The 26,614-nt window shown below is 60.9% G+C and carries 28 protein-coding genes; 4 read left to right on the forward strand and 24 right to left on the reverse strand.

From position 1 onward, the window contains the following. The first annotated feature begins 150 nt into the window (after positions 1 to 150). On the forward strand, positions 151 to 1,356 hold the full coding sequence (locus tag LOY38_RS21360) for an MFS transporter (protein ID WP_258696926.1): 1,206 nt from the start codon (positions 151 to 153) through the stop codon (positions 1,354 to 1,356). A 164-nt stretch (positions 1,357 to 1,520) separates the two neighbouring features. Continuing rightward, entirely contained in the window at positions 1,521 to 2,408 is an 888-nt protein-coding gene (locus tag LOY38_RS21365; RefSeq protein ID WP_258696927.1) for a LysR family transcriptional regulator, read from the forward strand. 70 nt (positions 2,409 to 2,478) lie between these two features. Here the strand turns inward: LOY38_RS21365 and LOY38_RS21370 are convergent, their stop codons facing one another. From LOY38_RS21370 to ccmA, 10 genes are all read right to left on the reverse strand, one after another. Then, on the reverse strand, positions 2,479 to 2,874 hold the full coding sequence (locus tag LOY38_RS21370) for a hypothetical protein (protein WP_258696928.1): 396 nt from the start codon (positions 2,872 to 2,874) through the stop codon (positions 2,479 to 2,481). 14 nt (positions 2,875 to 2,888) lie between these two features. Next, positions 2,889 to 4,109, reverse strand: a complete 1,221-nt coding sequence (gene ccmI / locus LOY38_RS21375; protein ID WP_258696929.1) for a c-type cytochrome biogenesis protein CcmI — start codon at positions 4,107 to 4,109, stop codon at positions 2,889 to 2,891. After that, positions 4,102 to 4,575 (reverse strand): cytochrome c-type biogenesis protein, encoded by a 474-nt coding sequence (locus tag LOY38_RS21380; RefSeq protein ID WP_258696930.1) that lies wholly within the window; start codon positions 4,573 to 4,575, stop codon positions 4,102 to 4,104. The genes ccmI and LOY38_RS21380 overlap by 8 nt, the downstream gene beginning before the upstream one ends. Next, complete coding sequence (locus LOY38_RS21385) at positions 4,572 to 5,108, reverse strand: DsbE family thiol:disulfide interchange protein (RefSeq protein WP_258696931.1); 537 nt, start codon at positions 5,106 to 5,108, stop codon at positions 4,572 to 4,574. The genes LOY38_RS21380 and LOY38_RS21385 overlap by 4 nt, the downstream gene beginning before the upstream one ends. Then, positions 5,105 to 7,093, reverse strand: a complete 1,989-nt coding sequence (locus LOY38_RS21390) for a heme lyase CcmF/NrfE family subunit (protein ID WP_258696932.1) — start codon at positions 7,091 to 7,093, stop codon at positions 5,105 to 5,107. The genes LOY38_RS21385 and LOY38_RS21390 overlap by 4 nt, the downstream gene beginning before the upstream one ends. Positions 7,094 to 7,096: 3 nt before the next feature. Then, entirely contained in the window at positions 7,097 to 7,552 is a 456-nt protein-coding gene (gene ccmE / locus LOY38_RS21395; protein WP_258696933.1) for a cytochrome c maturation protein CcmE, read from the reverse strand. Then, positions 7,549 to 7,725, reverse strand: a complete 177-nt coding sequence (ccmD, locus tag LOY38_RS21400) for a heme exporter protein CcmD (RefSeq protein ID WP_008145547.1) — start codon at positions 7,723 to 7,725, stop codon at positions 7,549 to 7,551. Before ccmD ends, ccmE begins: the two co-directional genes overlap by 4 nt. Further along, positions 7,722 to 8,477 (reverse strand): heme ABC transporter permease, encoded by a 756-nt coding sequence (locus LOY38_RS21405; RefSeq protein ID WP_258696934.1) that lies wholly within the window; start codon positions 8,475 to 8,477, stop codon positions 7,722 to 7,724. The genes ccmD and LOY38_RS21405 overlap by 4 nt, the downstream gene beginning before the upstream one ends. 78 nt (positions 8,478 to 8,555) lie before the next feature. After that, the gene (ccmB, locus tag LOY38_RS21410) at positions 8,556 to 9,224 is read right to left on the reverse strand and encodes a heme exporter protein CcmB (protein ID WP_093225052.1); all 669 of its coding nucleotides are present in this window, start codon (positions 9,222 to 9,224) and stop codon (positions 8,556 to 8,558) included. After that, entirely contained in the window at positions 9,221 to 9,856 is a 636-nt protein-coding gene (gene ccmA, locus LOY38_RS21415; protein WP_258696935.1) for a cytochrome c biogenesis heme-transporting ATPase CcmA, read from the reverse strand. The genes ccmB and ccmA overlap by 4 nt, the downstream gene beginning before the upstream one ends. Before the next feature lie 197 nt (positions 9,857 to 10,053). Here ccmA and LOY38_RS21420 point away from each other — a divergent pair, with 197 nt between their 5' ends. Together LOY38_RS21420 and LOY38_RS21425 are read left to right on the forward strand one after the other, a co-directional pair. After that, positions 10,054 to 11,628 carry a flagellar hook-length control protein FliK gene (locus LOY38_RS21420; RefSeq protein ID WP_258696936.1) on the forward strand — a complete coding sequence of 525 codons (1,575 nt, stop codon included), beginning with the start codon at positions 10,054 to 10,056 and terminating at the stop codon, positions 11,626 to 11,628. Then, positions 11,625 to 11,954, forward strand: a complete 330-nt coding sequence (locus LOY38_RS21425; protein WP_258696937.1) for an EscU/YscU/HrcU family type III secretion system export apparatus switch protein — start codon at positions 11,625 to 11,627, stop codon at positions 11,952 to 11,954. Before LOY38_RS21420 ends, LOY38_RS21425 begins: the two co-directional genes overlap by 4 nt. Positions 11,955 to 12,062: 108 nt before the next feature. Here the strand turns inward: LOY38_RS21425 and LOY38_RS21430 are convergent, their stop codons facing one another. From LOY38_RS21430 to flhA, 14 genes are all read right to left on the reverse strand, one after another. Further along, positions 12,063 to 12,455: a DUF2802 domain-containing protein gene (locus LOY38_RS21430; RefSeq protein ID WP_105339832.1), complete on the reverse strand. Its 393-nt coding sequence runs from the start codon at positions 12,453 to 12,455 to the stop codon at positions 12,063 to 12,065. Next, positions 12,456 to 12,941 (reverse strand): chemotaxis protein CheW, encoded by a 486-nt coding sequence (locus LOY38_RS21435; RefSeq protein ID WP_258696938.1) that lies wholly within the window; start codon positions 12,939 to 12,941, stop codon positions 12,456 to 12,458. An 88-nt stretch (positions 12,942 to 13,029) separates the two neighbouring features. Next, entirely contained in the window at positions 13,030 to 13,896 is an 867-nt protein-coding gene (locus tag LOY38_RS21440) for a CheW domain-containing protein (RefSeq protein WP_258696939.1), read from the reverse strand. Positions 13,897 to 14,016: 120 nt separating this feature from the next. Further along, a complete protein-coding gene (locus LOY38_RS21445; RefSeq protein WP_258696940.1) occupies positions 14,017 to 14,805 on the reverse strand; it encodes a ParA family protein in 789 nt (262 codons plus the stop codon). A 43-nt stretch (positions 14,806 to 14,848) separates the two neighbouring features. After that, positions 14,849 to 15,742: a flagellar motor protein MotD gene (gene motD, locus LOY38_RS21450; RefSeq protein WP_258696941.1), complete on the reverse strand. Its 894-nt coding sequence runs from the start codon at positions 15,740 to 15,742 to the stop codon at positions 14,849 to 14,851. Positions 15,743 to 15,757: 15 nt separating this feature from the next. After that, the gene (locus tag LOY38_RS21455) at positions 15,758 to 16,498 is read right to left on the reverse strand and encodes a flagellar motor protein (RefSeq protein ID WP_030130561.1); all 741 of its coding nucleotides are present in this window, start codon (positions 16,496 to 16,498) and stop codon (positions 15,758 to 15,760) included. Next, positions 16,498 to 17,634, reverse strand: coding sequence for a chemotaxis response regulator protein-glutamate methylesterase (locus tag LOY38_RS21460; protein ID WP_258696942.1), 1,137 nt, complete (start codon positions 17,632 to 17,634; stop codon positions 16,498 to 16,500). The genes LOY38_RS21455 and LOY38_RS21460 overlap by 1 nt, the downstream gene beginning before the upstream one ends. 49 nt (positions 17,635 to 17,683) lie before the next feature. Next, the gene (locus LOY38_RS21465; protein ID WP_258696943.1) at positions 17,684 to 19,939 is read right to left on the reverse strand and encodes a chemotaxis protein CheA; all 2,256 of its coding nucleotides are present in this window, start codon (positions 19,937 to 19,939) and stop codon (positions 17,684 to 17,686) included. A gap of 55 nt (positions 19,940 to 19,994) precedes the next feature. Next, positions 19,995 to 20,783, reverse strand: coding sequence for a protein phosphatase CheZ (locus tag LOY38_RS21470; protein ID WP_258696944.1), 789 nt, complete (start codon positions 20,781 to 20,783; stop codon positions 19,995 to 19,997). Positions 20,784 to 20,805: 22 nt separating this feature from the next. Further along, entirely contained in the window at positions 20,806 to 21,177 is a 372-nt protein-coding gene (locus LOY38_RS21475; RefSeq protein WP_167331167.1) for a chemotaxis response regulator CheY, read from the reverse strand. A gap of 167 nt (positions 21,178 to 21,344) precedes the next feature. After that, positions 21,345 to 22,085 (reverse strand): RNA polymerase sigma factor FliA, encoded by a 741-nt coding sequence (gene fliA, locus LOY38_RS21480; RefSeq protein WP_007894214.1) that lies wholly within the window; start codon positions 22,083 to 22,085, stop codon positions 21,345 to 21,347. Next, a complete protein-coding gene (gene fleN / locus LOY38_RS21485) occupies positions 22,082 to 22,912 on the reverse strand; it encodes a flagellar synthesis regulator FleN (RefSeq protein ID WP_003222917.1) in 831 nt (276 codons plus the stop codon). Before fleN ends, fliA begins: the two co-directional genes overlap by 4 nt. A 116-nt stretch (positions 22,913 to 23,028) precedes the next feature. Continuing rightward, the gene (flhF, locus tag LOY38_RS21490) at positions 23,029 to 24,354 is read right to left on the reverse strand and encodes a flagellar biosynthesis protein FlhF (protein ID WP_258696945.1); all 1,326 of its coding nucleotides are present in this window, start codon (positions 24,352 to 24,354) and stop codon (positions 23,029 to 23,031) included. An 11-nt stretch (positions 24,355 to 24,365) separates the two neighbouring features. Beyond that, complete coding sequence (gene flhA, locus LOY38_RS21495; RefSeq protein WP_258696946.1) at positions 24,366 to 26,495, reverse strand: flagellar biosynthesis protein FlhA; 2,130 nt, start codon at positions 26,493 to 26,495, stop codon at positions 24,366 to 24,368. Positions 26,496 to 26,614: the final 119 nt, after the last annotated feature.

The following is a 26,614-nucleotide window of genomic DNA, read 5'->3' on the forward strand; positions in this document are numbered from 1 at the left end:
AGTGTTCGGACGCATGGTTCATCGACAGGCAGCGCACACGTGCGTCACTCATTCCGCAAAGGAATGATTACTATCACTCCAAACCCTCTTCCGCCGCTCTAGCCAGCCAATTAGCCTCTGCGCATTCCTTCTTGTTCAGCGAGCCACGTTATGAATCCAGCGACTCAGGTATCCCACGGTGCCGCGACAATGACCCGAGGCATGGTGCTGCTCTTCGCCTTCTGCTGCGGCGCCATCGTGGCCAACATCTACTACGCCCAGCCGATCATCGGCCTGATCGCGCCCGACATCGGCCTGACCGACACCATGGCCAGCCTGATCGTTTCGCTGACGCAGATTGGTTATGCGCTGGGTCTGTTCTTCCTGGTGCCGCTGGGTGATCTGCTGGAAAACCGTCGCTTGATGATCATCACCACCGTGGTGGCGATTGCCAGTCTGCTGGGCGCGGCGTTCACCGATCAGCCGAACGTTTTCCTGCTGATTTCGCTGCTGGTGGGGTTCAGTTCGGTGTCGGTGCAGATCCTGATTCCGCTGGCCGCCCACCTGACGCCGGAAGCGTCGCGCGGTCGCGTGGTTGGCGGGATCATGGGCGGTCTGCTGCTGGGAATTCTGCTGGCCCGGCCGGTGTCCAGCGTAGTGGCCGACCACTTCGGCTGGCGCGCAATGTTCGTCATTGCAGCGGTGTTGATGGCAGCGATCAGCATCGTCCTGGCCCTGACGGTACCCAAGCGCCAGCCTGATCACAACGCCTCTTATGGCCAGTTACTGGGTTCGCTCTGGACGCTGCTGCGCCAGCAACCGGTTTTGCGTCAGCGGGCGTTTTATCAGGCTTGCATGTTCGCCACGTTCAGCCTGTTCTGGACCGCCGTACCGTTGGAGCTGGCGCGCAATCATGGCCTGTCGCAAACCCAGATCGCGATCTTCGCTCTGGTCGGAGCCATCGGCGCGATTGCCGCGCCCATCGCCGGTCGACTGGCCGATACCGGCCACACCCGCCTCGCCTCGCTGCTGGCGATGCTGTTCGCCAGCTTGAGCTTCCTGCCGGCCTTCATCCACCCGGCCTACAGCGTCATCGGCCTGGCCGTCACGGGCGTGGTACTGGATTTCTGCGTGCAGATGAACATGGTCCTCGGCCAACGCGCGGTCTACACCCTCGATGCCAAGAGCCGCGGCCGTCTGAATGCGCTGTACATGACCAGCATCTTCATCGGCGGCGCGTTTGGCTCATCGGTGGCCAGTGCGGTGTACGAACATGGCGGCTGGTTGTGGATCGTGATTGTCGGCAGCGCGTTTCCATTGCTGGCGCTGTTACGGTTTTTGAGTGCTTCAGGGAAGCCTGCACTGGCGACGGCGTAACAACGTTAAAAGCACCACGATCAAACGCAAACCCCTGTGGGAGCGGGCTTGCTCGCGAAAGCGCCAGGTCAGTCAACCTCTGCGCTGAATGTCACACTATCTTCGCGAGCCGCCGCTCCCACACGCGATCTGCGGCACTAACGCGACCTGCATAAGGACTTACGATGGACCGCCTCGCCGCAATGGAAACCTTCGTCTACGTGGTGGAAACCGGTTCGTTTTCCGCTGCGGCCAGGCGCCTGAATATCGGCCAGCCCGCCGTATCGAAAGCCATCGCGCAGCTGGAAACACGGCTCGCTGTGCGGCTGCTGTTGCGCTCGACGCGCGGCCTGACACCCACCGAGGCCGGGCTGGCCTTTTTCGAGCGGGCCAAACGCGCCATCGAAGAAGCCGACGAGGCCGACAATGCAGCTCGCGGTGCCGCCACCGGCCTGAGCGGTAACCTGCGGATCTGCGCCGCGGTAACCTTCGGCCGGCTACACATCGTTCCGCATCTGGGGCCGTTTCTCGATCAAAACCCGCAGTTGAACATCGACCTGATGCTGGATGATCGCAACGTCAATCTGGTGGAAGAAGGCGTCGACGTTGCCCTGCGTATGGGCACCTTGAACGACTCCGGCCTCACCGCCCGCAAGATCGCCGAATGCCGGCGCGTGGTGCTGGGTACGCCGGCGTACTTCGAAGAACGCGGCGAACCCACTTGTCCTACCGACCTGACCCAACATCAAGCCGTGGTCTATACCTTGGGCGGCGGCGCCCATTGGCAGTTCAGCAAGGACAGCGAAGAACAATCGGTGATCATCAACGGCAGAATTCGCGTAAACGCCGCCGAGGGATTGCGTGAAGCGGTGTTGGCGCATCAGGGGCTGACCATGGCGTCTGAGTGGATGTTTGCACCGGAGCTGGCCAGCGGTGCGGTCAAGGCAATAATGAGCGATTGGTCTTTGCCGAGTCTGGACCTTTGGGCGGTGTTTCCGACGGGAAGAATGGCCAGCGCGAAGGCTCGGGCGTTTGTCGATTACGTCCAGACCTTGCTGATAAAAGAAGCCTGAGGAAGCACTCAATCAAGATCTTTTCAAACCCCAAAAAGCAAAACGGCGATCCTCGGATCGCCGTTTCCATTCACTGCCCGAATTGCCTACCCAACCCACCCGGCACACCGTGGATGTCCGTCTCTTCCCACGGCCCGTTCGGGCTGATCGAGCGGCTCCAGCCGTTGTTCCAGCGGTAGTAGGTGCGCTGGCGGTAGAAGGTGTTGGTCTGATTGTCGAGGACGTAAACGCCGAGTTTCGCGTCCCAATGGCTATTACCGCCCGGTGGCGGGGCGAAGCTGGCGGAGGTGCGTGGTACCGGTTTCGATGGTTTGATCGGCGTGCCCGGCTTGCTCGGTGTAGTCGGTTTGGTGCTCGGCTGCGAGGGCGGAATCGGCGGCAACCGTTCGGGTTCGTGCTCCTGGACCGCACAAGCGCTTAGCCCCAAAACCATACTGAGGAGAGTGATACGAGCGATGGCGGTCATGGTCGCGTTTCCTGTTATTTATCCGGGCTGTCGATGGTCAGGTTTTGTTGCGCGGTGGTGCTGGTGGCCAAGGGCTGGCTGCGACCGATCCATTCGCCGGCAGTCGGTTGGCCGGCGCGGGAGATGCGCGCAACCAGTTGGACTTCAGGGAAGTTCGACAGTTTCAACTGCGGCATCATTGCGTCGGCATCGCCCAGCTCGACGGTCACCGGCAGGTCGGCAACGGTCAGACGCTTGGCGGCCAGTGGTGCGGGTGGACCGGAGATGGCGCGGGCGAAGATGAACACGCTGTCGCCGGGCTGGACCTTGGCTTTCAAGTCCGGCGCCAGATCGACACGGACCTTGAGCAGTGCGGCGACCTTCGCGGCTGAAGCTGGAGCCTCAGCCTGAACTTGAGCCACCTTGCCACCGCTGGCTTCCAGCTTCTCGGCGGCCCGAGCGATGCCGCCTTGCAGCGCGACACGGGATTGATCATCCGGCGGCAGTTGCGCCAGCAGGCGACTCCAATAGTCGATGGCTGCCTGGTAACGCTCGCCTTCGAAGGCCGCGATGCCCAGCAGACCGAGACTGGTGACTTCCTTTGGATCGGTTTTCAGCGCTTCGTCGGTCAGGGCCTGGACCTTGTCCGACCACTTCTTGCCATCGGCAAAGTATTGGGCCTGAGCCCACTGCCCGAGCAGTTCCGGCTGACGACCGGCCAACGTCACGGTGCGTTCGAAGATCTTCGCTGCATCGGCCGGACGGTCCTGAGCCATGTAAGTGCGGCCGAGGAAGTACAGGCCTTCGGCCGAATCCGGTTGGGCGGCAACCGCACGTTCCAGGCGACGGGTCATCTCTTCCATCGACTGCGGCGCCTGAGCGAATTCGCGGGTCAGCTCGACTTTGTCGCTGGCGCCGAAATGCAGGTACAGCCCAAGGCCCAGCACCGGTACCAGAATCGCCGCCAGCAATGGCAATGGTTTGCCCAGACGCGACACACGCGGCGCCTCGACGCCCTCGGTGTCAGCGAGCAGTTCACGGGCAGCTTCGGCGCGGCCGGTGTCCATTTGTTCGGCGTTGAGCACGCCCTCTTCCTGCTGAGTCTGCAACTCAGCCACGCGCTCCTGATAAAGCGCGACGTTCAGTGCCGTGCGGTCCTCTTCAAGCTGAGCGCGGCGACCACGCAGAACGGGGATCAGCAGAAAACTCAGGGCAATCAGGAGCAGCAGGCCTGCAGCGAGCCAGAAATCAATCATTCTTGGTTTTATCCAACAGGTGGTCGAGGCGCTCGCGCTCATCAAAGGAAAGCGCATCCGGGCTGTCAGTGCGTTGCACGCGACGACGGCGGATAATCACGGCGATGACTACAAAACCGCCCAGCAACAGGCCAGCGGGGCCGAACCAGAGCAATGCGGTTTTAGCGTTCAACGCGGGTTTGTAGCGGACGAAATCACCGTAGCGGTCGACCATGAAATCGATGATCTGCTGGTTGTCCTTGCCCTCGCCGAGCATGCGGAAAATCTCTTTGCGCAGGTCGGCGGCGATCGGTGCGTTGGAGTCGGCGATGTCCTGATTCTGGCACTTGGGGCAACGCAGCTCCTTGGTCAGCTCACGAAAACGCTCGCGGTCGCCTTCTTTGGCGAACTCATAGGTGTCGATGGCCGCGTGGGCCACACCGGCCATGCTCAAACCCAGCACGGCGGCGGCAATCCAGCGCTTCATGGCTTGGCCTCGTCGACCAGCGCCTGATATTTGGCCGCCAGTTTTTCGCGCCAGACTTGTTCGTCGATCACGCCGACGAATTTGTCGCGGATGATGCCCTTGGCGTCGATGAAAAAGGTTTCCGGTGCACCGTACACGCCGAGGTTCAGGCCCAGGGTGCCGGCATCGTCACGGATGTCCAGTTGATACGGGTTGTGAAACTCGGCCAGCCACTTCAAGGCATCTGCGTTGGTGTCCTTGTAGTTGATGCCGTAGATCACCACGCCCTTCTCGGCCAGTTTGTTCAACACCGGGTGCTCGACCCGGCAGGAAATGCACCAGGTGCCCCAGACGTTGACCAGTGCCGGTTTACCCAGAATGTCTGCTTTGCTCAGGGTTTTGTCGCCCTGCACCGACGGCAGGGAAAACTCCGGGAACGGTTTGTTGATCATCGCCGAGGGCAACTCGGCCGGGTCCAGGTACAGCCCGCGATACAGAAAAACAGCAACCACCAGAAAAATCGCCAGTGGCAACAGCATCAACCAACGTCTCATGCAGTGGCTCCCGTCATGCCGAGTGCTTCACGCACGCGGCTTTTCACCTTGACCCGATAACGACGATCCAGCGCCGCCAGTAACCCGCCCAAGCCAGTGAGCAACCCGCCGAACCAGATCCAGCGCACGAACGGTTTGACGTGCACGCGGACCGCCCAGGCGCCCTCGCCCAGCGGCTCGCCCAAGGCGACGTAAAGATCACGGGTGAAACCGGCGTCGATCCCGGCTTCGGTCATCACCGAGTTCTGCACGGTGTAGAGGCGTTTTTCCGGGTGCAGCACGCTGACTTCCTTGCCGCCCTTGATCACCCGTACGGTGCCCTTGTCGGACGTGAAGTTCGGCCCTTCGAAGTGCTTGGCGCCTTCGAACACAAATTGATAACCGGCCAGGCTCATGGACTCACCCGGCGCCAGGCGCAGATCACGCTCGGCACTGTTCTGGCTCGACAACACGACACCCAGCGCGCACACGGCGATACCCAAATGGGCGAGTTGCATGCCCCAATAGCTGCGGGTCAGGGTCGGCAGACCTTTGATCAGGCCCTTGTGGCGAGTCTTGTCGAAGATATCCCGCACACCGGCCAGCAACACCCAGGCAGCCAGCATGAAGGTCGCCAGCACCGCCCAGTTGAAATCGCCATAAGCGACGCCCGCCACCACGGCCAACGCAGCACTGCCGAGCAACACCGGGGTCAGCATGCTCATCAGCCATTTGACCGGGGTGTCTTTCCAGCGCACCAGCATGCCGACCGCCATCACCACCATCAGCAACGCCATCAATGGAATGAACAGCGCGTTGAAGTACGGCGGGCCGACCGACAGCTTGGCGCCGGTCAGCGCATCGAGAATCAGCGGGTACAAGGTGCCCAGCAGGATCATCGAAGCGGCCACCACCAGCACCAGGTTATTGCCCAGCAGCAGGGTTTCCCGGGACCAGAGGTTGAAGCCGACATGGCTCTTGACCACCGGAGCGCGCAGAGCGAACAGCGTCAGCGAACCACCGACCACGAACAGCAGGAATATCAGGATGAACACGCCGCGCTCAGGGTCGGACGCAAACGCGTGAACCGAGGTCAGCACGCCGGAACGCACCAGGAAGGTTCCGAGCAAGCTCAACGAGAACGCAGCGATGGCCAGCAACACCGTCCAGCTCTTGAACACGCCGCGTTTTTCCGTGACCGCCAACGAGTGAATCAGCGCCGTGCCCACCAGCCAAGGCATGAAGGACGCGTTTTCCACCGGATCCCAGAACCACCAGCCGCCCCAGCCGAGTTCGTAGTAGGCCCACCAGGAGCCCAGCGTAATACCGATACCGAGGAAGGCCCAGGCGACGATGGTCCACGGACGGGACCAGCGCGCCCACGCCGCATCGAGACGACCGCCCAGCAGCGCAGCAATGGCGAAGGAAAACGCCACGGAGAAACCGACATAGCCCATGTACAGCATCGGCGGGTGAACGATCAGGCCGATGTCTTGCAGCAGTGGATTAAGGTCGCGCCCATCCGCCGGCATCTGCGGCAGGATCCGGGCGAACGGGTTGGACGTCATGATCAGGAACAGCAGGAAACCGGTGCTGATCATGCCCATCACTGCCAGCACCCGGGCCAGCATCACTTGCGGCAACTGCCGGGAGAACACCGACACCGCGAAGGTCCAGCCGCCGAGGATCAACGCCCACAGCAGCAACGAACCTTCGTGAGCGCCCCATACCGCGCTGAATTTGTAATACCACGGCAAGGCGCTGTTGGAGTTGCTGGCCACATAGGCGACGGAGAAGTCGTCCACCATGAACGCGTAAGTCAGGCAACCGAAGGCGAACAGCAAAAACGCGAACTGCCCCCACGCGGCCGGCTGGGCCAGGCTCATCCACAAGCGATCGCCACGCCAGGCACCGAGCAATGGCACCACCGCTTGAACCAGCGCGAAACACAGCGCGAGGATCATGGCCAGGTGGCCCAGCTCTGGTATGAAGATGCCGGAAGTCATGGATCAACCCTCCTTCGCGGGTGTAGGGGCGGATTGACCACTATCTTTCAACGCCTTGGTCACTTCCGGTGGCATGTACTTCTCGTCGTGCTTGGCCAGCACTTCGTCGGCCACCACCACGCCGTCGGCGTTGAGCTTGCCGAGGGCAACGATGCCCTGCCCTTCGCGGAACAGGTCCGGAAGGATGCCGCGGTAGCTGATGGTTACGGATTTGTTGAAGTCGGTGACGATGAACTTCACGTCCAGGGAATCGCCGGAACGTTGCAGCGAACCTTTCTCGACCATGCCGCCGGCGCGAATGCGCGTGTCGTGCGGGGCTTCGCCGTTGGCGATCTGGGTCGGGGTGTAAAACAGATTGATGTTCTGCTTCAAGGCGCTCAAGGCCAGGCCGACGGCGGCGCCGACACCGAGCAGGATCGCGAAAATGATGATAAGACGCTTTTTACGCAGCGGATTCACTTGCCGTTCTCCCGGCGCAAACGACGCGCCTCTTGTTGCAGATACCGCTTGCGGGCCAGGATCGGCGCCGCCACGTTGAGGGCCAGCACCGCCAGGCAGATGCCATAGGCTGACCAGACATACAGGGCATGATGGCCCATGGCGAGGAAGTCGCCGAATGAAGCAAAACTCATCGAGCGGCCTCCAGACTGTTCTGCACTTCGGTTTTCACCCAGCTCGCCCGAGCTTCGCGCTTGAGCACTTCAAGGCGCATGCGCAGCAACAGCACCGCGCCGAAGAAACAGTAGAAACCCAGCGCCGTCAGCAGCAGTGGCAGCCACATCTCGGCGGGCATCGCCGGTTTTTCGGTGAGGGTGAACGTCGCGCCCTGGTGCAGGGTGTTCCACCACTCCACCGAGTATTTGATGATCGGGATGTTGATCACGCCGACGATCGCCAGCACCGCGCAGGCCTTGGCCGCGCTGTCACGATTGCTGATGGCGTTGCCCAGCGCAATAAGACCGAAGTACAGAAACATCAGAATCAGCATGGACGTTAGTCGCGCATCCCAGACCCACCACGAACCCCAGGTCGGTTTGCCCCAGATCGCACCGGTGACCAGCGCCACGGCGGTCATCCAGGCACCGATGGGCGCCGCGCATTGCAGGGCGACGTCGGCCAGTTTCATTTTCCACACCAGCCCGACAATGCCGCACACGGCCAGCATCACATAGATGGACTGCGCCAGCATGGCGGCGGGAACGTGGATATAGATGATGCGAAAGCTGTTGCCTTGCTGGTAGTCCGGCGGCGCGAAGGCCAGGCCCCAGACCACGCCGACGCCGATCAGCAGCAACGCCGCGACGCTCAGCCACGGCAGCAGTTTGCCGCTGATGCCGTAAAACCATTTGGGTGAGCCGAGCTTATGAAACCAGGTCCAGTTCATTGCTGTTTCCATCACGGGTGCTGCTCGTTGTCCCAAGCAGCCAAGGGTCTTTACTGATCAATAATTGACCAGACCTCATTATTCGCCGACGCTGATCTTCAGGCCAGCAGCTATTGCAAAAGGTGTAAGGGTTATCGCCAGGGCGGTCAGGCTACCAAGCCACAAGAGATAACCAGTCGCCGGCATGCCCTGCAATGCCGCCTGCAAGGCGCCACTGCCAAGAATCAACACCGGGATGTACAGCGGCAGAATCAGCAGCGCCAGCAACAGGCCACCACGTTTCAATCCTACCGTCAGCGCCGCGCCCACCGCGCCGAGCAGGCTCAGCACCGGTGTACCCAGCAATAAGGAAAGCAGCAACACCGGCAGACAGGCGGCAGGCAAACCGAGCATCAACGCCAGCAAGGGCGCGAGCAAAACCAGTGCCAGGCCGGAAAAGGCCCAGTGTGCCAGTACCTTGGCCAGCACCAGAAGAGGCAGAGGGTGCGACGAAAGGACCCACTGTTCAAGGGATCCGTCTTCGAAATCACTGCGGAAAAGCCCGTCCAGCGAGAGCAGAACCGATAAAAGCGCCGCCACCCAGACCAGTCCCGGAGACAAGGTTTGCAACAATTGAGACTCGGGGCCGACCGCTAATGGGAACAGCGAAACGACGATGGCGAAGAATACGAGCGGATTGGCCAGTTCCGCAGGACGGCGGAACAGCAAACGTGCCTCGCGGGCGACCAACAGGCCGAAAACACTCATACGGCCCAGTTCCCCAAATCAATGTCACGATAGCCGGCCGGCATCCGGGTCAGGGTGTGGTGAGTGGTCAGAACGATCATACCTCCGCTCTCGCAGTGCGCGGCCAGGTGTTCTTCGAGTTGCGCCACGCCTTGTTTGTCGAGCGCGGTGAACGGCTCATCGAGGATCCACAGCGGCGGGCTGTCCAGATACAACCGCGCCAACGCCACGCGACGTTGCTGGCCGGCAGACAGGGTGTGGCAGGGAACATCCTCGAAACCGCGCAGTCCCACCGCCGCCAGTGCCTGCCAGATCGCCTCATGGGAGGCTGGTTGATGCAAGGCGCAAAGCCAACTGAGGTTTTCTTCGGGGGTCAGCAGGTCCTTGATCCCGGCGGCGTGGCCGATCCACAACAGGTTGCGCGCCAGTTCGCCGCGTTGCTCGTTCAATGGCTGGCCGTTGAGCAATACTTGACCGGCGGTCGGGTGCATCAAACCGCAAAGCAGGCGCAAAAGGCTGGTTTTTCCACTGCCGTTAGGGCCGCTGATCTGTAACATTTCGCCACTGGCCAGTCGCAATTCGAGATTTTCGAAGAGCAGCCGAAGGTCTCGCTCACAGGCAAGGGCAACGGTTTGCAGGACAGGACTGGTCAAGAGATCACGGGCCTTATACGGTTCAAGTCGGCTCGGGCACGGCCGTTAAAGAGATGCAGCATAGATGCAATGACGGCTTGTTCTAGAGAGCTGCGTCAAACAATTGCAATGTTTTCGCCACTCAGCGAAAGACGGGCGGCATTATACATGCCGTACCTTACTCTCAAGAGTGCAATTTCCTCAGGTTGTGTCCGCGTATGACAGGCGAAATGAACATCCTCCCGCTGCCGCAGACCACGCCCGCGACATCGCGGCCGCTGGTGGTGAGCGGTGATCTACTCAAGCTGCTGACGCCGATGGAGGGCCTGATCTCCGTTGGGCAAACCGCCAAGGCTGAAGTGCTCTCGCTCAAGCAGACGGATCAGACTTTTCAACTGTTACTCAAAGTCACCCTCGACAGCGGCCGCCAAGCTACCGTTCAGGCCACCAGCACCCAGCCGCTGCCCCAAGGCACCAGCCTGGCGATTACCCAGCCGTCGGCGGGTAATCTGGCGGTCACGGTGCAACAGGCCATCGCCTCCAGCGTCGCCACCCTCACCCGCATCGACACGGCGCAACTGCCGGTCGGCACCCTGCTGCAAGGCAAAGTGCTGACCTCTCAGGTGATGCCGCAAGTGCCAGGCCAGCCGACGGTGTTTCGTTCGATGGTGAGCCTGCTCAACACCGCGCTGAGCGGCAGCACGCTGAGCATCGACAGCCCGACGCCGCTACGCATCGGCACCTTGCTGAGCGCCTTGGTGCAGGACACCCAGACACTGAGATTCGTGCCATTGAGCAGCCGTCAGGAGCAGCTGGCGGTGACCCAACAACTGGTCAGCCAGCAAAGTCGCCAGGGTTCTCTGGATGGCTTGATCAAAGTCCTGCAAAACCTGCCGCCGTCGGATCAGACCTCCAGCGACCTGCGCGCCGCCGTAGACAAACTGCTTGCCGGCCTGCCGGACGTCCAGCAACTGAGTACGCCTAAAGGCCTGGCCCAGGCGTTGGCCAACAGCGGCCTGTTCCTCGAAGCCAAATTGCTGACCGGACAAAACCCGACGCTGACGCCTGACATGAAAGGCGACCTGCTCAAGCTGATCGCACAGCTGGCGCCGGGCCTGCCAGCCAACACCAACCTCAACGCAATCATCGCCGCCAATACACTGGCGCAGGCGCTGCCGAGTTTCGTGCGCAGCGCCCTCGGCATGCTCGGGCAAGTCAGCGCCAAGCCGCAGCCGACCAGCTTCCCCCTGCCCGCGCGCTTGCTGCAAAGCCAGGACGGAGAAGGCGATCTGGAGCACCTGCTGCGCCTGGCCGCGGCGGCCGTCTCGCGCCTGCAAAGCCATCAACTGTCGAGCCTGGAACAGACTGGCGTCACCGACGACGGTCGACTGCTCAGCACCTGGCAGCTGGAAATCCCCATGCGCAACCTGCAGGACATCGTGCCGTTGCAGGTCAAATTCCAGCGCGAAGAAGCGCCCGAGAAAGAACAACCGCACGAACGTCGCGACGAACGCGAACCCAAGCAACAGCTGTGGCGCGTCGAGCTGGCATTCGACATGGAACCGTTGGGGCCGTTGCAGATTCAGGCCCAGCTGATCAAAGGCAGCCTCTCCAGCCAGCTCTGGGCCGAACGGCCGTACACCGCAAGCCTGATCGAAAGCAATCTGGCCGGGCTGCGCGAACGCCTGCTGGCGTCAGGCCTGAACGTCGGCGATCTGGACTGCCACCTCGGCACACCGCCACAAGGCCCTCAAACCCGCCTCGAACAACGCTGGGTCGACGAAACCGCATGAACGATTCCACCGCACCACGCCAGGCCATCGCCCTCAAATACGACGGCACCCACGCCCCGACCCTCACGGCCAAAGGTGATGAAGAACTGGCCGAAGAAATTCTGCGGATCGCCCGGGATTATGAGGTGCCGATCTATGAAAACGCCGAGCTGGTGAAACTGCTGGCGCGGATGGAACTGGGGGACAGCATTCCGGAGGAGTTGTATCGCACGATTGCCGAGATTATTGCGTTTGCGTGGAATTTGAAGGGCAAGTTTCCGGCGGGGCATGATCCGCATGTACCAATGGTCGAGAAGGATGTCACCGATCGCGGGGACGATTACTGACAGGGCGTTTTAAAAGCAAAAGATCGCAGCCTTCGGCAGCTCCTACAGGAATACGTAAACCCATGTAGGAGCTGCCGAAGGCTGCGATCTTTTGATCTTTTGCTCTTCTCAGTTTCTGTGCAACTTACTCATCAACTCCGCCTCAGCCTGGGTCAACCCGCAAGACTGAGTCAGTTCATCGACGCTGGCCCCCATCCCCACCAGGCGCGCGGCCTGGGCGAAGGAAAGGCTCGACGGATCACGCTGTTCCAGCTGAGCCAGTTTGTCCGGCAACGGGCCGACGACCGCGCGCAGTTCGTGCAGGTCTTCACCCATGCGCACGTTGCCGTTCTGGTAGTCGTCGACGCGCTTGGCCAAGTCCTTGATGCGCTGATCGCGCAGCGCATCGCCCTGGGCCTGCTGCGCGGCGATCTGCCTTTGAGCGCGGATGTACGCCAGGAACATCGCCAGCGTGCCTGCCCACAAGAGGAACAGGACAATCACAGCCACCTCAAGAATCAATCAGATACTCTCCAGTTCCGACCATTCTTCTTCGCTCATCATCTTGTCCAGCTCGACCAGGATCAGCAATTCGTTGTTCTTGTTGCACACGCCTTGAATGAACTTGGCGGACTCTTCGTTACCGACGTTCGGCGCGGTCTCGATTTCCGACTGACGCAGGTAAACCACTTCGGCCACGCTGTCGACCATGATCCCGACCACTTGCTTGTCGGCTTCAATGATGACGATACGGGTGTTGTCGCTGACGTCGACCGTGCCCAGGCCGAAACGCTGGCGGGTGTCGATCACGGTGACCACGTTGCCGCGCAGGTTGATGATGCCCAGCACGTAGCTCGGGGCACCCGGCACCGGAGCGATTTCGGTGTAGCGCAGGACTTCCTGAACGCGCATCACGTTGATGCCGTAGGTTTCATTGTCCAGTTTGAAGGTCACCCATTGCAGGATCGGATCTTCAGAACCTTTTGCATTCGTCGCTTGACTGCTCATACCTGACCCCTCGAAAAACCGCTCTTGGCGGTGTGTGTTCTGTGTGGCGGCATTCAACAATGCCGTCGCCTGCTTGTTATGTCGGCTGTTACGTCGATTTGTGTAGCGGCTTACTGCCGCCCATGTGCTTCGCCCCGCCGCTGGCGATCAATTCGGCCAGTGCGGCGACATCGAGCAAAGCGCACATGTGTTCAATCACCGTGCCGGCGAGCCATGGCCGCTGACCCCGATGACTTCTCCATTTGATTTCGTTCGGGTCCAGGCGCAACGAGCGGCTGACCTGATGCACCGCCAGCCCCCATTCGTAGCCCTGAACCGAAATAACGTATTGCAGGCCCTGGCGAAAATCATCACGGTAGCGGTCCGGCATGACCCAGCGCGCGGTGTCCAGGACTTTCAGGTTGCCGGCCTGGCTCGGCAGGATCCCGAGGAACCATTCCGGCTGACCGAACAGCGGCGTCAGCTCGTGCCCGGCCAGGGAATAAATCGAGCCCAGGCACACCAGCGGCACCGCCAGGGTCAACCCGGCGACGTCGAACAACAGGCATTCGAACGGCTCGGCAGCCCAGGCCGGACGGCCATCGGTTTCCACCGGAGGCGGCGTGTTGCTCGGCGGCAGATGAACTTCCACCACCGGCGGCACCAACGCTTGCAGCAACGGTGCAATCGTCGACACGGGCGCCAGAATCGGTGTCGGCGCTTCGATCACGGCCACTGGTGCTTTCACCGCTGGCGCGACGATTGGCGCTGCCACCACGGCGGGTTTCTGCGCATCGCGAGCCTGCTCTTCGAGCACCGCCGCCTGGAACTCGTTCAGAGAGGCTTGCGGCTCGACAACCTCGGGCAATACCTCGATTTCTGGCAACAACTCTTCGGTCGCTTCCTGCAGCAAGCCGTCCAGATAGGACTGGAGGGCCAGTTGCGGGCGCGAGGTGATCTGCACCGGCCGATTCACTGGAACACTTCCGTAGGAGCTGCCGAAGGCTGCGATCTTTTAACGGTTTCGAAGACGCCACAAAGCCAGATCAAAAGATCGCAGCCTGCGGCAGCTCCTACAGGGATAATTGGGTTCATCTCAAGCCACCTGCGGAACAAGTTGCTGCGCCAGCAGATGCTTGAGCAGTGCACGGTACGCGAGGACACCACGGCTCTTGCCGTCGAATTGCGAAGGCGTCAGCCCCGCCCGGCTCGCGTCACGCAAGCGGGTATCGATCGGAATGTAGCCTTGCCAGATTTCTTCCGGGTACTTGTCGCGCAGCACACGAAGGGTACCGAGAGAAGCCTGGGTGCGGCGGTCAAACAGGGTCGGCACGATGTTGAACGGCAGCGCCAGTTTGCGCGAGCGGTTGATCATCGCCAACGTGTTGACCATGCGTTCCAGACCTTTGACCGCCAAGTGTTCGGTCTGCACCGGGATCACCAACTGCTGGCTCGCCGCCAAGGCATTGACCATCAGCACGCCGAGCAACGGCGGGCTGTCGATCACGGCGTAATCGAAGTCCTGCCAGAGTTGCGCCAGGCTCTTGGCGATCACCAGGCCCAAACCACTCTGGCCCGGCGACTGGCGCTCAAGGGTTGCCAGCGCCGTGCTCGACGGCAACAGGGAAATGCGCTCGTCACTGGTGGGCATCAGCAACTGACCGGGCAAGCCTTGCGGCACGCTGCCCTTGTGCAGAAACAGGTCGTAGCTGCTGTGTTCCAGGCTGTCGGGGTCGTAACCGAAGTAGCTGGTCATGGAGCCGTGGGGATCGAGATCGACCATGACCACACGCTTGCCCGCCTCAGCCAGCAAACCGGCTAAAGCGATGGAGGAAGTGGTTTTACCGACACCACCCTTTTGATTGGCGACTGCCCAGACTCTCATTCGGATTGTTCCTCCCGGTCGAAATGGTCGACCGAGAAATAGCTCAACGTATTAATGCGGGTGACGGAGAATTGACGGCACTCTCTCGTCCCGGCGACTTGACCGGGGTCGGTGCAGTTTGTGTGCCAGCACGCTTCAACGCGGCATCCGGTTTCGCATTGGCGGTTCCGGTGCCGGTGAGGCTGCGGCGTACATCGAGGTTTCGTGACACCACCAGCACCACCCGACGGTTGCGCGCCCGACCCTCGGCAGTGGCGTTACTGGCCACTGGCTGGAATTCGCCATAACCCACCGACGCCAAGCGGCCAGGGTTCACGCCCTGCATCGCCAGCATGCGCACGATGCTCGCCGAACGGGCCGAGGACAGCTCCCAGTTGGTCGGGTATTGAGCGGTGCGGATCGGCTGATCGTCGGTGAAGCCTTCGACGTGGATCGGGTTGTCGAACGGCCGGAGGATCGCGGCGACCTTGTCGATGATGTTGAACGCGATGTCGCTGGGCATGGCGTCGCCGCTGCCGAACAACAGGCTGGAATTGAGCTCGATCTCGACCCACAACTCGTTGCCGCGCACGGTCATCTGGTTGGAGCTGATCAAATCACCGAACGCCGCGCTGATGTCATCGGCAATGCTTTTGAGCGGATCGTTGGCGGCCTGGGCAATGCCGGCGTCGATCTGTTCGCTGTCCTTGACCAGCGGCTTGGCCGGGGTCACGGTCTGCGGTCGCTCTTCGCCGATGGGAATCGGCTTGAGGGCGCGGTCGGAGTCGGTAAACACCCCGATCAACGCCTCGGAAATGACCTTGTACTTGCCTTCGTTGATCGACGAGATCGAGTACATCACCACGAAGAAAGCGAACAGCAACGTAATGAAGTCGGCGTAGGAAACGAGCCAGCGTTCGTGGTTTACGTGTTCTTCAGGTTGCCGACGACGAGCCATAATCCATTTCCCCCATCAATCCATGAAGCCCTGAAGCTTCAACTCGATAGAGCGAGGGTTTTCACCTTCGGCGATCGACAGAATCCCCTCCAGCAACATCTCGCGATAACGCGACTGCCGTAACGCGATGGATTTGAGCTTGGCGGCAATCGGCAGCAGCATCAGGTTGGCACTGGCCACGCCGTAGATGGTGGCGACGAAGGCGACGGCAATGCCGCTGCCCAGTTGCGACGGATCGCCCAGGTTGCCCATGACATGGATCAGGCCCATCACCGCACCGATGATGCCAATGGTCGGCGCATAGCCGCCCATGCTTTCAAAGACTTTGGCGGCCTCGATGTCACGGCTTTCCTGGGTGTAGAAATCCACTTCCAGAATGCTGCGAATCGCTTCCGGCTCGGCGCCGTCCACCAGCAGTTGCAGACCTTTTCGCGAGTAGCTGTCGGGTTCGGCGTCGGCCACCCCTTCCAGACCGAGCAAACCTTCCTTGCGGGCGGTCAGGCTCCAGTTCACGACGCGATCGATGCCGCCGGCCAGGTCCACGCGCGGTGGAAACAGAATCCAGGCGAGAATCTGCATGGCGCGCTTGAAGGCGCTCATCGGCGATTGCAGCAGCGCCGCACCGATGGTCCCACCGAGTACGATCAACGCCGCCGGGCCGTTGGCCAGCGCGCCGAGGTGACCGCCTTCAAGGTAGTTGCCGCCAATGATGGCGACGAACGCCATGATGATCCCGATCAGGCTGAGCACATCCATCAGATGCAGGCCTCAACCAGGTGCCGGCCGATATCATCCAGGCTGTACACCGCGTCCGCGAGCTCGGCTTTGACGATGGCCATCGGCATGCCGTAGATCACGCAGCTGGCTTCATCCTGAGCCCAGATCGCACTGCCGCCCTGCTTGAGCAGACGCGCGCCTTCACGACCGTCGGCGCCCATGCCGGTCAGTACCACCGCCAGAACTTTGTCACCGTAGGACTTGGCCGCGGAGCCGAAAGTGATGTCCACGCACGGTTTGTAGTTCAGACGCTCGTCGCCCGGCAGGATTTTCACCGCGCCACGGCCGTCGATCATCATCTGCTTGCCACCCGGTGCCAGCAGCGCCAGGCCCGGACGCAGGATGTCGCCATCCTCGGCTTCCTTGACGCTGATGCGGCACAGCTTGTCCAGACGCTCGGCGAAGGCCTTGGTGAAGGCTGCCGGCATGTGCTGGATCAACACGATCGGTGCCGGGAAATTGGCCGGTAACTGCGTCAGCACCCGTTGCAGCGCAACCGGGCCACCGGTGGAGGTGCCGATGGCGACCAGTTTGTAGGCTTTGCGTTTCGGCGCTGGCGACGATGGCGTCGCGGCATGGCTGCGAGCCGGAATCGGTGCCGGTGCCGGTGCCGGACGCGCAGGCGCGCTGCTGCCGTAACTGCCGACGCTCGAAGGCGCAGGTGTCGGGGCTGGCGCGGCTACTGGAGCCGGAGGGGTGTAGGCACTGACACGACGGTTACTGCGCGAGATGCTGAGAATCTTCTCGCACAGCAGTTGCTTGACCTTCTCCGGGTTACGGGAGATGTCTTCGAAATTCTTCGGCAGGAAGTCCACCGCGCCGGCGTCCAGCGCATCGAGGGTTACCCGGGCGCCTTCGTGGGTCAGCGAGGAGAACATCAACACCGGGGTCGGGCAGCGCTGCATGATGTGCCGCACCGCCGTGATGCCATCCATCATCGGCATCTCGTAGTCCATGGTGATCACGTCGGGCTTGAGGGCCAGTGCCTGATCGATTGCCTCTTTTCCGTTGGTCGCCGTACCGACGACCTGGATATTCGAATCCGCTGCAAGAATTTCCGAGACGCGGCGGCGGAAAAACCCCGAATCGTCCACCACCAGGACCTTGACTACCATAAACACTCCATTAGACGGGGCGAGGCTCAGTCGCCCCGCTCCCCCAGAATCAAATACGCCGTGCGGCGTAACGCTTGAGCATGCTCGGAACATCGAGAATCAGCGCAATACGGCCGTCACCGGTGATGGTGGCGCCCGACATGCCCGGGGTTCCCTGGAGCATTTTGCCCAATGGCTTGATGACCACTTCTTCCTGACCCACCAGTTGATCGACGACGAAGCCGATCCGCTGAGTGCCCACCGAAAGGATCACCACATGGCCTTCGCGCTGCTCTTCGTGAGCGGCGGAGCTGACCAGCCAGCGCTTGAGGTAGAACAGTGGCAGCGCCTTGTCCCGCACGATCACCACTTCCTGGCCGTCCACCACGTTGGTGCGCGACAGGTCGAGGTGGAAAATCTCGTTGACGTTCACCAGCGGGAACGCGAACGCCTGGTTGCCGAGCATGACCATCAGCGTCGGCATGATCGCCAGGGTCAACGGGACCTTGATGACGATCTTCGAGCCCTTGCCCTTGGTCGAGTAGATATTGATGGTGCCGTTGAGCTGGGCGATCTTGGTTTTCACCACGTCCATGCCCACGCCGCGCCCGGACACGTCGGAAATCTCGGTCTTGGTCGAGAAACCCGGCGCGAAGATCAGGTTGAAGCAATCGGACTCGCTGAGACGGTCCGCTGCATCCTTGTCCATCAGGCCTTTCTTCACGGCGATACCGCGCAGAACATCGGCATCCATGCCCTTGCCATCATCGGAGATGGACAGCAGGATGTGGTCGCCTTCCTGTTCAGCGGACAGGATCACCTTGCCGCTGCGGGGTTTGCCCATCGCTTCGCGATCAGTCGGCTCTTCGATACCGTGGTCGACCGAGTTGCGCACCAAGTGGACCAGCGGGTCGGCCAGGGCCTCGACGAGGTTTTTGTCGAGGTCGGTTTCTTCGCCGACGAGTTCCAGGTTGATCTCTTTCTTGAGCTGGCGCGCCAGGTCGCGAACCAGGCGCGGGAAGCGCCCGAAGACTTTCTTGATCGGCTGCATCCGGGTCTTCATGACCGCGGTTTGCAGGTCGGCCGTGACCACGTCGAGGTTCGACACGGCCTTGGACATGGCTTCGTCGCCGCTGTTGAGGCCCAGACGGACCAGACGGTTACGCACCAGTACCAACTCGCCGACCATGTTCATGATCTCGTCGAGACGCGCGGTATCGACCCGCACGGTGGTCTCGGCTTCGCTGGCCGGTTTTTCCGGTGGCGGCGCGGCCGGGGCACGAGCAGCAGCCGGTGCCGCGGCAGCAGCAGGCTTTGGCGCTTCGGCTTTTGGCTCGGGCGCTTTGGCGACAGGTGCAGGCGCAGCAGCCTTGGCCACGGGTGCAGCGACCGAGGCAGTCGCCCCGACAGCGGCGCCCACTTCAGTGAACTTGCCTTTGCCGTGCAATTCGTCGAGCAGCGATTCGAATTCGTGATCGGAGATCAGATCGCCGCCGGCCGCTTTAGCGGTTGGCGCAGCCGGGGTCGGGACCGAAGCGATCGCCGATTCCAGCGCATCGACCGCAAAGGTGCCTTTGCCGTGCAACTGGTCGAGCAGTGCTTCGAACTCGTCATCGGTGATGTCGGAGCTATCGCCTGCCGCTTTCGGGGCTGCCGGTGCGGCGGGCGCCGCGGCCACTGCATCGGCGGCGAACTGGCCTTTGCCGTGCAGTTGATCGAGCAACGACTCGAATTCGGCATCGGTGATTTCGTCACTGGCCGCCGCATCGCTGGTCGGCGCCGGTACTGGAACAGCGGCGGGTGCCTCGGCCTGAGCCTTGACGGCATTCAGCGAGTCCAGCAACTGTTCGAATTCGTTATCGGTGATGTCACCGGATTCACTTTCGGCGGCAGGCTCTTGCACCGCCTCAGCGACAGGTGCCACTTCATCACCGGTTTGCGGCTCGGCCAGACGGGCCAGAGCGGCCAGCAATTCAGGCGTGGCAGCCGTGATCGGGCTGCGTTCGCGGACTTCGCTGAACATGCTGTTCACCGCGTCCAGCGCTTCGAGAACCACGTCCATCAATTCCGAGTCGACGCGACGCTCACCCTTGCGCAGGATGTCGAACACGTTCTCGGCGATGTGACAGCACTCCACCAGCTCGTTGAGCTGGAGGAAGCCGGCGCCCCCTTTTACAGTGTGAAAACCGCGAAAAATTGCATTGAGCAAGTCCGCATCATCCGGCCGGCTTTCAAGCTCGACCAGCTGTTCGGACAGTTGCTCTAGAATCTCGCCGGCCTCAACCAGGAAATCCTGAAGGATCTCTTCATCGGCGCCGAAGCTCATTAAGGGGGTGCTCCTAACAGGTCTAAAAACCTAAAAAACCTAAAATTCTAAAATTCTAAAATCCCAGGCTGGATAGCAAATCGTCCACATCGTCCTGACCGGACACAACGTCTTCTCTTTTATCGGCATGAATCTGCGGACCTTCACCCTGAGAGAGATGTTTTTGCGGATCTTTTTCAGCCAGCATCGCTTCACGGTCATGTTCGATACCCGCAAAGCGGTCGACGTGACTGGCCATGAGCACGAGCTTGAGCAGGTTGCTTTCAACTTCGGTGACCAATTGGGTCACGCGTTTGATCACCTGACCGGTGAGGTCCTGGTAATCCTGAGCCAGCAGAATGTCGTTGAGGTTGCTCGACACAACGCGATTGTCTTCGCTGCTGCGTGTCAGGAAACCGTCGACCCGCCGGGCCAGTTCGCGGAACTCTTCAGCCCCGACCTCGCGACGCATGAACCGTCCCCAATCCGTGCTCAGTGCCTGAGCTTCGTCGCTCAGGCTGTTGATCAGCGGCGTGGCGTTTTCCACCAGGTCCATGGTGCGGTTGGCCGCGGCCTCGGTCAGCTTGACCACATAACCCAGACGCTCGGTGGCATCCGTGATCTGAGACACTTCCTCGGCTTGCGGCATGTGCGGGTCAATCTGGAAATTGACGATCGCGCTATGCAGCTCGCGGGTGAGCTTGCCCACTTCCTGATACAGGCCACGGTCACGGGTCTGGTTGAGCTCATGGATCAGTTGAACAGCGTCGCCGAACTTGCCTTTTTCAAGGCTTTCGACCAGTTCGACCGCGTGTTTTTTCAGGGTCGACTCAAAATCGCCCTGTGAAGATTCGATATGCTCCATAGCTCCCCCGTGGCGCAGTTTCTCAACCGATGCGTTCGAAAATCTTCTCGATTTTTTCTTTCAACGCCTGGGCCGTGAAGGGTTTGACCACATAGCCGTTAACACCGGCCTGGGCCGCTTCGATGATCTGCTCGCGCTTGGCTTCAGCGGTCACCATCAGCACCGGCAGGTGCTTGAGCCTTTCATCGGCGCGCACCGCACGAAGCAGATCGATGCCGGTCATACCGGGCATGTTCCAGTCGGTGACCAGAAAATCGAAGTTACCGCTTTGCAGCATCGGCAACCCGGTCAGCCCGTCATCGGCCTCGGCGGTGTTGGTGAACCCAAGGTCACGCAACAGGTTTTTTATGATCCGCCGCATCGTTGAGAAGTCATCAACGATGAGGATTTTCATGTTCTTGTCCAATTCGACCTCCAAGCAGTCTTAAACGCGCCCAGCACCTGGACGCGCCATTTCAATCAATCCGGCAAAGCACTCAATGACTGTCTGGAGCACAACAGATCGAGACCGGCGCAGTTCAACACCACACAGGCTCCATTCGCAGTGTCCCCACACTGCCTTCAGCGCGCTCGCCACTCCCCCAAACGCCCCCGCAAACGGGCCGCGCACTGGCTGTGTAACTGGCTGACCCGCGATTCGCTGACCCCCAGGACCTCACCGATTTCCTTGAGATTCAACTCTTCGTCGTAGTACAGCGCCAACACCAGTCGCTCACGCTCCGGCAAATTGGCAATCGCGTCCGCCAGCGCCGCCTGGAAGCGTTCATCTTCCAGATCACGTGACGGCTCGAGATGAGCACTCGCGCCATCCTCATGCAGCCCTTCGTGTTCGCCGTCCTGCAACAGATCGTCGAAACTGAATAACCGGCTGCCCAGGGTGTCGTTCAAAATCCCGTAATAATCGTCGAGACTCAATTGGAGTTCGGCCGCAACCTCGTGATCTTTAGCATCACGGCCGGTTTTAGCTTCAATCGAGCGAATCGCGTCGCTGACCATGCGGGTATTGCGGTGAACCGAACGTGGCGCCCAGTCCCCCTTGCGCACTTCATCAAGCATTGCGCCGCGGATTCGTATGCCCGCGTACGTCTCGAAACTCGCGCCTTTGCTGGCGTCGTATTTGGTCGATACTTCAAGCAGGCCGATCATCCCGGCCTGGATCAGGTCTTCAACCTGGACACTGGCCGGCAAACGGGCCAGCAAGTGGTAGGCAATGCGTTTGACCAGTGGCGCGTAACGCTCGATCAGTTCGTACTGCGCGTCACGCGCCGACTTCTTGTAAAGGTTGTAACCGCTGGCTGTCATAGCACGGGTCCTGCCGTTTGTTGCACGAGGCGCTCGACGAAAAACTCCAGGTGCCCGCGCGGGTTGGCCGGCAGCGGCCAGGTATCGACCTTCTGCGCAATGGCCTTGAACGCCAGGGCGCACTTGGAACGCGGAAAGGCTTCATAGACGGCACGCTGCTTCTGCACGGCCTTGCGCACGCTTTCGTCGTAAGGCACCGCACCGACGTATTGCAACGCGACGTCGAGGAAACGATCCGTGACCTTGGTCAACTTGGCGAACAGGTTGCGGCCTTCCTGCGGGCTCTGCGCCATGTTGGCCAGGACGCGAAACCGATTCATGCCGTAGTCGCGGTTAAGCAGTTTGATCAGCGCGTAGGCGTCGGTGATCGAGGTCGGTTCGTCGCACACCACCAGCAAGACTTCTTGCGCTGCGCGCACGAAGCTGACCACCGAGTCACCAATGCCCGCAGCGGTGTCGATCACCAATACGTCGAGGTTGTCGCCGATGTCGCTGAAGGCCTGGATCAGGCCGGCGTGCTGGGCCGGGCTCAGATGAACCATGCTCTGGGTGCCGGACGCGGCCGGGACGATGCGGATACCGCCAGGCCCCTGCAACAGCACGTCGCGCAGTTCACAGCGGCCTTCGATCACGTCGGCCAGGGTGCGTTTGGGTGTCAGCCCCAACAGGACGTCGACGTTCGCCAGCCCCAGATCGGCATCCAGCAGCATGACGCGCCGGCCGAGCTCAGCTAGAGCCAGGGACAAGTTCACTGACACGTTAGTCTTCCCGACGCCACCTTTGCCGCCGGTCACCGCGATCACCTGTACGGGATGCATGCTGCCCATGTTATTTCTTTACCTTGTCTTACTTAGACGGAGGCCACATTACTGGCTGCGCGTTCACCATTGGAACAATGCATGGCAGACCATCGATGTAGGTACAAAAACTGTTCATTAATACCTCAGCCAACCCGCTTGGTCGGGCTGTGGTAAATATCAGCGAACATGTCAGCCATGGCTTCTTCGCTGGGTTCTTCCTGCATTTGCACGCTAACGGCGCGGCTGACCAACTGATGACGACGCGGCAGATGCAAATCATCCGGAATCCGAGGGCCATCGGTCAGGTAAGCCACCGGCAACTCATGGCTGATGGCCAGGCTCAACACCTCGCCCAGGCTTGCCGTTTCATCCAGTTTAGTCAGGATGCAGCCGGCGAGGCCGCAGCGTTTGTAACTGTGATAAGCGGCGGTTAGAACCTGTTTCTGGCTGGTGGTTGCCAGGACCAGATAATTTTTTGATTTGATGCCCCGTCCGGCCAGGCTTTCGAGTTGCATGCGCAGTGCCGGGTCGCTGGCTTGAAGGCCGGCGGTATCGATCAGCACCACGCGTTTGCGCAGCAAGGGTTCCAGCGCCTGCACCAGGGATTGGCCCGGATCGACGTGGGTGACCGACACATTGAGGATGCGACCAAGGGTCTTGAGCTGTTCCTGAGCACCGATGCGATAGCTGTCCATGCTCACCAGTGCGATGTTCTGCGCGCCGTACTTGAGCACGTAACGGGCCGCGAGCTTGGCCAGCGTGGTGGTCTTGCCCATGCCGGCCGGGCCGACCATGGCAATCACACCGCCTTCTTCCAGTGGCTCGACTTCCGGGGTGGCGATCATTCTCGCCAGGTGCGCGAGCAACATGCGCCAGGCCTGGCGTGGTTCTTCAATGTCGGTAATCAGCGCCAGCAGATCCCGCGACAACGGGCCGGACAGGCCGATGCGCTGCAGGCGACGCCAGAGGTTGGCCTGGGCCGGACGGCTGCCTTGCAGCTGATTCCAGGCCAGCGAACCGAGTTGCACTTCCATCAGTTCACGCAGGCTATTGAGTTCGAAACGCATCGAATCGAACGCACGCGGGTCCACGCCGGTCGCCGCGGCAGGTGCGGGCGCAGGGCGCCGAGGCTCGGCCAGCGTCGGTTCGATCAGCGGCTCGGCGGCGGTCAACGGCAAACCGGCGAACAACTGGCGGTTGGTGGTCTTGTCGCTCTCGCCATCGCTACGCAGGCTCAGTTCGGCCTGGGCGGTGACGATCCGCGACTGGGTCTTGCGCAGCTCATCCTCGAGTTCCATGTTCGGAACACGCGGGGCCAGCGCCGACAATTTGTAATCCAGGGCAGCCGTCAGCTCGACACCGCCAGCGATCCGGCGGTTGCCAATGATGGCGGCATCGGCGCCCAGCTCATCACGAACCAGTTTCATGGCCTGACGCATATCGGCGGCGAAAAAACGCTTAACTTGCATAAACCACTACCTCAGCCGTTGGGCCCTACTGTCGCAACGATGGTCACTTGCTTGTTGTCAGGAATTTCCTGGTAAGCCAACACATGCAAACCCGGGACTGCCAGTCGGCCAAATCGCGAGAGCATCGCGCGAACCGGGCCGGCTACCAGCAGAATCACCGGTTGACCTTGCATTTCCTGACGCTGCGCCGCGTCGATCAACGAGCGTTGCAGTTTCTCTGCCATGCTTGGCTCCAGCAGAACACCCTCTTCCGAGCCTTGTCCTGCCTTCTGAAGACTATTGAGCAATATTTGTTCCAACCTTGGCTCCAAGGTGATCACAGGCAGCTCAGACTCAGTGCCTACAATGCTTTGCACGATTGCACGGGATACGCCGACGCGCACCGCCGCCACCAAAGCGGCAGTATCTTGACTCTTGGCGGCGTTGTTCGCGATGGCTTCGGCGATGCTGCGAATGTCCCGTACCGGCACCTGTTCGGCCAGCAACGCCTGCAAGACTTTGAGCAGTTGCGACAGCGAAACCACCCCCGGCACCAGCTCTTCGGCCAGCTTCGGTGAGCTTTTGGCCAGCAATTGCATGAGTTGCTGGACTTCTTCGTGGCCGATCAGCTCGCTGGAGTGCTTGTACAGAATCTGGTTCAAGTGGGTCGCCACTACCGTACTGGCATCGACCACGGTGTAACCGAGCGATTGCGCCTGGGCACGCTGGCTGATTTCGATCCAGACCGCTTCCAGACCAAAAGCCGGATCTTTGGCGGTGATGCCGTTGAGCGTACCGTAGACCTGCCCCGGGTTGATCGCCAGTTCGCGGTCCGGGTAAATCTCGGCCTCGGCCAGGATCACGCCCATCAGGGTCAGGCGATAGGCGCTAGGCGCCAGGTCGAGGTTGTCACGGATATGCACTGTCGGCATCAGGAAGCCCAGGTCCTGTGAGAGCTTTTTACGCACCCCCTTGATCCGTGCCAGCAACTGCCCCCCCTGGTTGCGATCCACCAGCGGAATCAGACGGTAACCGACTTCCAGGCCAATCATGTCGATCGGCGTCACGTCGTCCCAGCCAAGCTCCTTGGTTTCCTGAGCACGGGCCGGCGATGGCAGCAGTTCCTGCTGACGCTTGACCTCTTGCAGAGCCTGGACCTTGACCGCGTTCTGTTTCTTCCAGAACAAGTAAGCGCCACCGCCCGCCAGGGCCGCCATGGACAGAAAGGAGACGTGCGGCATGCCAGGCACCAGGCCCATCACCGCCATCAAGCCAGCAGCCACCGCCAAGGCTTTTGGCGAGGCGAACATCTGACGATTGATCTGCTTGCCCATGTCTTCCGAACCGGAAGCACGGGTCACCATGATCGCGGCAGCGGTCGACAACAGCAGTGATGGCAATTGCGCCACCAAACCGTCACCAATGGTCAACAAGGCGTATACCCGACCGGCATCGCCAAAGCTCATGCCGTGCTGGAAGATACCGACCGCCATGCCGCCGATCAGGTTGATGAACAGAATCAGCAGGCCGGCGATGGCGTCACCGCGCACGAACTTGCTGGCACCGTCCATGGAACCGTAGAACTCGGCTTCCTGAGCCACTTCCATCCGGCGCAGTTTCGCCTGGTTCTGGTCGATCAGGCCGGCGTTCAAGTCGGCGTCGATGGCCATCTGTTTACCGGGCATTGCGTCGAGGGTGAAACGTGCGCTCACCTCGGAAATCCGCCCGGCACCCTTGGTCACCACGACGAAGTTGATGATCATCAAAATCGCGAACACCACGATACCGACCACGTAGTTCCCGCCGATCACCACCTCACCGAAGGCCTGAATCACCTTACCGGCGGCGGCATGGCCGTCCTGACCGTGGAGCATCACCACCCGCGTCGAGGCCACGTTCAGTGCCAGTCGCAACAACGTCGCCACCAGCAGAATGGTCGGGAACACGGCGAAATCCAGCGGCCGCAAGGCGTACACGCAGACCAGCAACACGACGATGGACAAGGCAATGTTGAACGTGAAAAACACGTCCAGCAGGAACGGCGGCACCGGCAACATCATCATGGCCAGCATGACCAGCAGCAACAGCGGCACACCCATATTGCCCCGACTGAGGTCGGCAACGTTTGTGCGGGCACTGTTGATTAACTGAGAGCGATCCACCGGTTTTCCCCGTTCCTTTAAAGCAAACTTTTGACGCCTGAAGCAGGCGCAGGGCGGCTATTGCAAGAAGCCTTCCAACTTTTGCCGAGGCTTGAAATAGAGGTTTATGCAGACCCAAA

The organism is Pseudomonas sp. B21-015 (genome assembly GCF_024749285.1).
GTDB lineage: Bacteria > Pseudomonadota > Gammaproteobacteria > Pseudomonadales > Pseudomonadaceae > Aquipseudomonas.